This is a genomic window from Kitasatospora sp. NPDC047058, assembly GCF_040643935.1.
Taxonomy (GTDB): domain Bacteria; phylum Actinomycetota; class Actinomycetes; order Streptomycetales; family Streptomycetaceae; genus Kitasatospora.
On sequence record NZ_JBEYVJ010000078.1, the window covers coordinates 20,900 to 28,821 of the forward strand.

The window sequence follows — 7,922 nt, forward strand, 5'->3', positions numbered from 1 at the left end:
GCCGGTACGATCGCACAATGGCCGTGAATCTTGACGACACCGACTGGGCGATCATCGAGCAGCTGCAACGGGAGGCCCGCATCTCGCTCAGCGAGCTGGGGCGGCGGGTGAACCTCAGCTCCTCGGCCACCACGGAGCGGGTGCGCAACCTGGAGTCGTCGGGCGTCATCACCGGCTACCACGCCGTGGTGGACCTGGCCAAGGCCGGCTACCCCGTGCTCGCCGTCGTCCGGCTGAAGTACCCCGGCAACCGCCACCAGCCCCTGCACCGGCTGCTCGCCGAGCGGCGGGAGATCCTGGAGTGCCTGCGCACCACCGGCGACGACTGCTACACCCTCAAGGTCGCCGCGACCTCCATGGAGCACCTGGAGACGCTCGTCGACGAGCTGGCCGGCTTCGGCTCCACGACCACCAGCGTCGTCTACAGCCAGACACTGCCCCGCCGCGGCCCCGCCCGGCCCTGACCGGCAGCCCTCTCGCGGTCCGGCGGAACGTCAGGCGTGGCAGCGCAACCGGACCAGGATCGTGTCACCGGGCAGCGCGGCGAGGTACGCCTCGCTTCCCGGCCACACGGCGGGCCCGGGGCGTTCGTGTGGGCACTCGGCCGGGTCGCAGGTGGCGTGCACGGCGTTGCTGCCGCCCTCCAGCCACCAGCCGTCGAGGGTGAGCACGTCGGTGTTCGGTGGATACCGATCGGTGAACTCGCGGATGTAGGCCTCGCGATCGCCCTCATAGTGGATGACGGGGTGTTCCTTCTGGAACGGGAAGCCCAGAAAGCCCCAGCCGAGGCTGTGGGGGTGGTCGAGGTACGCCTGGATGAGCGGCTGGCCGCGGTACGCGGCGAACATCTCGTCACCCCAGCGGTCGCCCGGGAACTCGTCGTTCTCCCAGCGGTCCACGAAGTCCGCGAGCGGTACGGCCGGAGGATGGACGGCGGACAGGCGGTGCCAGAGGTCCCAGGAGGCCGAGACCGCGCGCTCGGACGCGGCGAGCGGCTGCGAGAAGTCGAGCAGGGCGCGCGGCCCTCCGGCACAGACGCCGGGAGCGCTGGGGCAGGGCGTGCCGTCGTTCCGGGGCTCGTCGTGGACGAGCCCCGGGTCGTCCTCGCGCCCGGCGGCTATGGCGAACCCGGTGCCGTCGCTGCCGCCGAGGATCCGACGCGAGTCCCACATGCCGCGGTCGGCGGGGTTGTCGTCGGTGTCGAGGTAGAAGGGCGCGAGGGCCTCGTCCAGCGCCCCCACGATGTCGCCCGCCGCCTCGGCCGGCAGGCACACCGTCACTCTCACGCCGGCCATCCACCCCTCCTTGCTCTCCACGCTGCCGATTCGTCGGCGGACAGCATCGCACCCGGGGCGACCTGCGCCGCGCGGCAGGCCCCCGTCTCAGATCAGCGGGCCGAACACTCCCCGGTCCCAGTGCCCGAACCAGGAGCTGGTGGCGGACGGCAACTCCTGCCCCTCGGTGGACTCGTCGTACGGCAGCACGGCGGTCGGCGCGAACCACCCCTCACCGGGATCGACGCGCAGGCGCAGCACCTGCAGCGGGCGGCGGAGCGTGACGTAGAGCCGCAGGTCCGCGGTCCGCGGGTGGTGGCTCTCGTAGCGGTCGTGGACCGTGCGGCGGATCGACTTGATGTCGGTGTCGGCGAGGAGGAGGTAGCGGCTCCCGGGGCCCAGGTTGACACAGAGGCGCCGACGGGCGGAGTCGATCGCACCGTACGGGAGGTTCTGGTGACCGTCGACGTGCAGTCCTGGCCGCAGACCGCTGTCCGGACTGAGGTGGGTGACCGGCAGTCCGGGAGCGTCGCACGTCTCACCGAGGGTGACGGGCAGAGGGTCGCCGAGGGTGTGGACCAGCGCGGTGAGGGTGTCGAGGCGGTTCCCCGGTGACCCCGAAGGCGGCTTCGTCTTCATCGAAGCCGTCGGCGGTATGCTCCCGCGTAGAACGGGACGTGACGTTCGACGAGCCGAACGGGCCATCTCCCGAGTCGAGCGATGCTCATTGTCGCCGGAAGACACCATCACCGCCCTTGAACGCAAGTTGGAAGAGCTGACGTGAGCGAGAACCACGACCCGTACGACCACAACCCTGCCGACGCCGACTGGACCAAGTCCCCGTTCTCGGCCGACGACAACGGCAGCTGCGTGATCATCGCCCGCTTCCCCAACGGCGACGTCTGGCTCGGCGACGACAAGCACCCCGACCGCCCCCACCTCGCCTTCAACAGCTCCGAGTGGACCGCCTTCGCCAAGGCCGTCGAATCCACTCCCCCAACTTCACCGCCTGACCGCGGCGGCCCCGCCCGCCGTACCTCGGGCGTATCCGCGCCGCCACGAACCGAGATGCGCTGCTCCCGTGAATCCGGGAGCAGCGCATTCGGCGTCAGCGGCTCGTGAGGATCACCAGCTGCCTGGTCGCGCGGGTCATGGCGACGTAGCGGTCGACCGCGCCTTCGATGCCCTCGCCGAACGCCTGCGGGTCGACGAGGACGACCAGGTCGAACTCCAGGCCCTTCGACAGTGCCGGGGTGAGCGAGCGCACGCGCGGCGTCGGCCGGAACGTCGGGTCCCCGATGACACAGGCGACGCCCTCCGGGTGCTCGGCGAGCCAGGTGTCGAGGATCGCATCCCGCTCCGAGACGGCACCGTGCGCCACGGGCAGGCCGCTGCTGCGGACGGAGGTCGGCACGTTGGCGTCCGGGAGGACGGCGCGGATGACCGGCTCGGCCTCCGCCATGACCTCCTCCGGCGTGCGGTAGTTGATGCTCAGGGAGGTGACGGTGATCCGGTCGAGGCCGATCCGCTCCAGGCGTTCCTGCCACGACTCGGTGAACCCGTGCCTGGTCTGGGCCCGGTCGCCGACGATGGTGAAGCTCCGGGACGGGCAGCGGAGCAGCAGCATCTGCCATTCGGCGTCGGTCAGTTCCTGCGCCTCGTCCACGACGATGTGCGCGAACGGGCCGGCCAGCCGGTCCGGGTCGACGGCGGGCAGGACGGTCTCGTCGACCAGGCTGTCCTTCAGGTCCTGCCCGCGCAGCATCGCCACCGCGCCCTCGCCGTCGTCGTCGGCCTGGAGCAGGTGGTCGATGACGTCGGCCATCCGCGCGCGTTCGGCGACGACGACGGCGTCGTGCCGGCGCTTGCGCCGCGCCGCCTCCGGGTCGCCGAGCCGCTGCCGGGCCGCGTCCAGGAGCGGCAGGTCGGACACCGTCCAGGCCTGGGCGTCCGCGCGCCGCAGCTTCCGGACCTCGTCGGGGCTCAGCCAGGGCGCGCACAGCCGCAGGTAGGCGGGCACCGTCCACAGGTCGCCGACCAGGTCGGCCGCCTCCAGCAGCGGCCAGGCCCGGTGGAGCGTCGTGACCAGTTCCTCGTCCCGCATCAGCGCCCGGCGGAACTCCTCGACCGGGACGTCCTCGTCGTCCTGCTTGTCCAGCAGGATGGTGACCAGCTCGTCCCAGATCTGCTCGCGCGCCTCGTTGTGCGGGGTGCCGGGTTCGGGCGCATCGAAGGCGTCGGCCCAGTCCTCGGTGCTCAGCCAGAGGTCGGACCAGTCGGTGGAGACCGCCATCCCCTCGGTGGGCGGCTCCTCGTAGATCCGGACGGCCTTCTCGATCGCCTTCACCATGTCCGCGGACGACTTCAGGCGGGCGACCTCCGGGTCGCTCTCGACCGCCGCGCCCGCCCCCTCCTCGACGAGGTCCCGCACGGTGCAGGTCTGCACGCCCTCCTCGCCGAGGCTGGGCAGGACGTCGGCGACGTAGGCCAGGTAGGGCTGGTGCGGGCCGACGAACAGCACGCCGCCGCGCCGGTGGCCGAGGCGCGGGTCGGAGTAGAGGAGGTGGGCCGAGCGGTGCAGGGCGACGACGGTCTTGCCCGTGCCCGGGCCGCCGTCCACGACGAGGGCGCCGCGCGAGCCCGCCCGGATGATGGCGTCCTGGTCGGCCTGGATGGTGGAGAGGACGTCCCGCATCCGGGCCGAGCGGCTGCCGCCGAGGCTGGCGATGAAGGCGGACTGGTCGTCGAGCGCGGCGCGCCCCTCCAGCCCGTCGGCGGTGAACACCTCGTCCCAGTAGTCGCTGATCCGGCCGCGGGTCCAGCGGTAGCGGCGGCGGCTCGCCAGGCCCATGGGATCGGCGTGGGTGGCGGCGAAGAACGGCTCGGCGGCGGGAGAGCGCCAGTCGACCAGCAGCCGGCGGCCCTCGCTGTCGGTGAGGCCGAGCCGTCCGATGTACACGGGCTCGGCGTCGTCCGCGCCGACGATGTGGCCGAGGCAGAGGTCCAGGCCGAAGCGCCGCAGGGCGCGCAGGCGGCCGGTCAGCCGGTGGACCTCGGCGTCCCGGTCCATGGCCTCCCGGCCGGCCCCGCCGGGTGCCCTGCGCACGACGTCCAGGCGGTCGGACAGCTCGGCGATCGACCGGTCGAGGCTCTCCGCGATCGCCGCGAAGTGCTGCTCGTCGCCGGCGATCAGCAGCGGGTCGGCCTTGGGAGCGAGGCGGTCGGGAAGGTCGAACGCACTGATGGCCAAGGGGTTCATATCACCGGTTCCGATCTAACAAAAACACACGCATTGCGCGAATGCCCATTTCCGCAGGTTCTGCCTTAGGCCAGCGATTCTGCGGCACCACCGGGGCCTTGCCGCAAGGCCCCGGGTGCGCTATAGATTAGAAGTGGCGGGAGATGTGTACAGTCCATCTCCGCCGCCCCCTCCCCCGGTTCCGGCCCCGCTCAGCCTGTTCGGCCGCGCTCGGTTGCGGGCAGCCGCCTGATCCACAGACCGCCCGCGGTGACGACCTGCCGGCGTCCCGCCGCATCGCCGACGAAGTAGGTCGCGCGCCCCCGGAATGCGCAACGGTAGTTCCCGCGCCAACTGCCCTGCCCGGGCGGGCAGGAGGAGCTGCCCTTTCGGGCACCGCCCGTCGCCGCCCCTCGGGGCCGGGGTCCGTTGCGGCACCCGCGGTGCAGGTCATCACCGTTGCGAACGGGCCTGCCGTTGCCGTCCGCGCTTCCCGGGACAAGGGTTGACACCGCAAGTTGGTCTAGTCCACGGTAGGGGAAAGCAAGTTCGAACGACGGAAAGTCCTGGCGAGACGCCTTGCCCGGCACGCGAGTTGGCCATCGTCGCCACGTGTCCGTCAAGCGCGTCAACGACCCGCGAGGGGCGCCCAGCAGAAGGAGGAAGGAATCCCGGCCCCGTCTCCACGGCGGACCGCACCGGACGCCTGACCGTGCGAGACCACCGGGAACCGCCGGCACCACGACCTCCCCGCCACGCGGACGACGCCGCCCGGCCCATCCCGGCAATCCCCGTACGGCGCACCCTTCATGACACCCACCGGCCCCGGCCCGCCCCCTCGTCGGCGAACGTCCGGCCCGGGCCGGCCCACCGAACCCCGACTTCACCGCTCCGGGCTGCCGCCGCCTGCGCCCGTACGGACACGCACACCCGCCCACCCACGCCCACGCCCACGCACTCCCACCACCCCACCGCCGGGCCGAAGTTGCCCCCCGGCCGCACGACGTCTTCCGATCCTTGGAGTACATGCATGCCGACCCCTGACGGATATCTCTACCGGGCCGCGTCGGACCGCCCCTACTTCAGCAACGACGGTGAGTCCTACCTCGCCCGGACGCCGCTGAAGGACATCGAGAAGTCGCGGCCGCTGCGCGTGCTCTCCGAGGAGGACTTCGCCTTCTGGCAGACCTACGGCTACGTGGTCGTGAGACAGGCCGTCCCCGCCGAGGCGGCCGGGCGCCTGCTCGACTTCGCCTGGGAGTTCCAGGGGCTGGACCGCGAGAAGCCGGAAACCTGGTACGAGGAGCGCGAGTTCCGTGACGAGCTGGACCAGCACCTGCACGTCTACGGGTTCGTGGAGGCCTACCAGCACCAACTGCTCTGGGACAACCGGCAGGCGCAGCGGGTCTACGACGCCTTCGTGGACGTCTGGGACTGCGAGGAGCTGTGGGTCACGCTGGACCGGCTCAACCTCAATCCGCCGAACACCGGGAACCGCGACCGCGCGCTGATCGAGCCGACCGACCGGGGCTTCGACATCGAGCTGCACTGGGACGTCGACACCACGCTCGGCATGCTGCCGCAGCGCGTCCAGGGCATCATCGCGCTCAACGACACCCGGCCGGAGCACGGCGGCTTCCAGTGCAATCCGGAGCTGTTCCGGCGGTTCAACGCCTGGCAGGCCGCGCAGCCGGCCGACCGGGACCCGATCCGGCCCGCCGTCGACCACGCCGAGTTCCCGGTCGTGCGGCCGGAGTTGAAGGCCGGCGACCTGCTGATCTGGAACGGCCTGCTGGCGCACGGCGTCGCCCGGAACGTGTCGGAGGACCGCGTCCGGGCGGTGCAGTACCTGTCGATGATGCCGGCGCTGGAGGAGCACGAGGAGCTGAAGCGCTCGCGGATCGCCTCCTGGCGCGACCTCTCCACCCCGACCTGGAACCGGACCCTGCTCGGCGACGCGCGCCGGCACGAGTCGCTGCGGTACGGCCGGGCGGAGCTCAACGGGCTCGGCGCGAAGCTGCTCGGCCTGGAGTCCTGGCGCGGACCGGACCACACGCACACCGACGCGCAGGGCGCGGAAGGGTGAACCGGAGCACCGGCATGCACAAGATCTGCCTGACCCTGCCCACCAACCGGCCCTGCGCCGACACGATCGCGGCGATCGGCGACGAGGCGGCGTACGCGGCCGAGCGGTTCGGCGCCGAGGTCCACCTGCTGATCCTGGACTCCTCCGACGCGCCGACCTCCGCCGTGCACGCCGAGGCCGCCGCCGCGCTCCCCGCCGTACCGGGCGTCACCGTCCACCACCTGGACGAGGACCGCCAGCGCGCGTTCCTCCGCACGGTGATCCACCGCTCCGGCGCCCCCGGACCGGACGACCTGCTCGACCTGATGCTCCCGGACACCGTCTCCTACGGCGCCTGCACCAACCGCGCCTTCGTCCTCGCCACCGCCCTCGGCTGCACCTCCGTCCACCGCCGCGACTCCGACAGCACCTACCAACTCCTCGACGGCGAACCCGTGTTCCCGATCCACCACGAACTGCTCACCCTCGGCAGACGCGCCGCCGACGCCGCCGCCGACGTGACCGAGGCGCCGCTCGACCCGGTGCACGCGGAGAAGCCGGTGGCCATGGTCGGCAGCTCCTTCGTCGGTGAACTCTCCGTCGACATCGGCGGGATCCGCGAGCTGGACGAGGAGCTCTACTACCGGGTGGTGGGTCTCTGGGCCCCGACCGGCGCCTCCGCGGAGGAGCGGCGCGAGCTGGTGGACGACTCCTTCGTCGGCGCGGGCACCGAGCCCTTCGCCACCGACCGCTCCGTCCTGGACCTGCCGGACATCTGGCGGGTGGACATGTGCAACATCGCCCTCCACCACGAGGTCTACGAGCGCGTCCCGCTGCCGCCCGCGACCGACACCATCGGCAGCGACTACTTCCTGCTGCACGTGGTCCGCGACGCGACGCTCCCCGGCGTCGTGCACAACCGCCACATCGTGAACCACTACACCCCCGAGCGGCGCACCGGCCCCGGCTTCACCGCCTACCAGCTGCGGTTCACCAAGTTCCTGCTGTCGATGCTCTACCTCTACCCGGTCTACTCCGACATGGAGGAGGCGCTGGGCGACCTGCTGGACGAGCGGCACCACGTCCGGGCCGACGCGATCCTGGACTCGGTGCGGCGCAGCACCGGTGCCGACCGCGCCGAGAACCTCCGGCGGCTGGCCGTGCTCGACGACTGCTACCGCCGGCTCGGCGGCAGGTACACCGAGTTCGCCGACCACCTGGCACCTCGGCGGGCCCGGCTGCTGGACGAGGCGCAGGCGGACGCCGAGTCGTTCGCCCGGCTCATCGAGGCGTGGGGCCCGCTGGTGAAGGCCGCCCGCGGCACCGACCTCGGCGCCGGCCCCGC

At 71.9% G+C, this 7,922-nt stretch carries 7 protein-coding genes; 4 read left to right on the top strand and 3 right to left on the bottom strand.

From position 1 onward, the window contains the following. Positions 1 to 17 precede the first annotated feature (17 nt). Complete coding sequence (locus ABZ885_RS15095; RefSeq protein WP_360187778.1) at positions 18 to 464, top strand: Lrp/AsnC family transcriptional regulator; 447 nt, start codon at positions 18 to 20, stop codon at positions 462 to 464. A 30-nt stretch (positions 465 to 494) separates the two neighbouring features. Here the strand turns inward: ABZ885_RS15095 and ABZ885_RS15100 are convergent, their stop codons facing one another. Further along, positions 495 to 1,295 (bottom strand): hypothetical protein, encoded by an 801-nt coding sequence (locus ABZ885_RS15100; protein WP_360187780.1) that lies wholly within the window; start codon positions 1,293 to 1,295, stop codon positions 495 to 497. Between the two features lie 87 nt (positions 1,296 to 1,382). Then, positions 1,383 to 1,913 carry a hypothetical protein gene (locus ABZ885_RS15105; RefSeq protein ID WP_360187782.1) on the bottom strand — a complete coding sequence of 177 codons (531 nt, stop codon included), beginning with the start codon at positions 1,911 to 1,913 and terminating at the stop codon, positions 1,383 to 1,385. A gap of 141 nt (positions 1,914 to 2,054) precedes the next feature. Between ABZ885_RS15105 and ABZ885_RS15110 the strand changes: the two genes are divergently transcribed. Then, complete coding sequence (locus ABZ885_RS15110) at positions 2,055 to 2,396, top strand: DUF397 domain-containing protein (protein WP_360187784.1); 342 nt, start codon at positions 2,055 to 2,057, stop codon at positions 2,394 to 2,396. Here ABZ885_RS15110 and helR read toward each other — a convergent pair. Continuing rightward, positions 2,383 to 4,533 (bottom strand): RNA polymerase recycling motor ATPase HelR, encoded by a 2,151-nt coding sequence (gene helR, locus ABZ885_RS15115; protein WP_360187786.1) that lies wholly within the window; start codon positions 4,531 to 4,533, stop codon positions 2,383 to 2,385. The two genes, ABZ885_RS15110 and helR, sit on opposite strands and share 14 nt — an antisense overlap. Positions 4,534 to 5,542: 1,009 nt before the next feature. Here helR and ABZ885_RS15120 point away from each other — a divergent pair. Next, complete coding sequence (locus ABZ885_RS15120; protein WP_360187788.1) at positions 5,543 to 6,598, top strand: phytanoyl-CoA dioxygenase family protein; 1,056 nt, start codon at positions 5,543 to 5,545, stop codon at positions 6,596 to 6,598. Positions 6,599 to 6,612: 14 nt separating this feature from the next. Continuing rightward, positions 6,613 to 7,922 (top strand): DUF6271 family protein (locus tag ABZ885_RS15125; protein WP_360187790.1); only part of this gene is annotated, 1,310 nt, incomplete at its 3' end.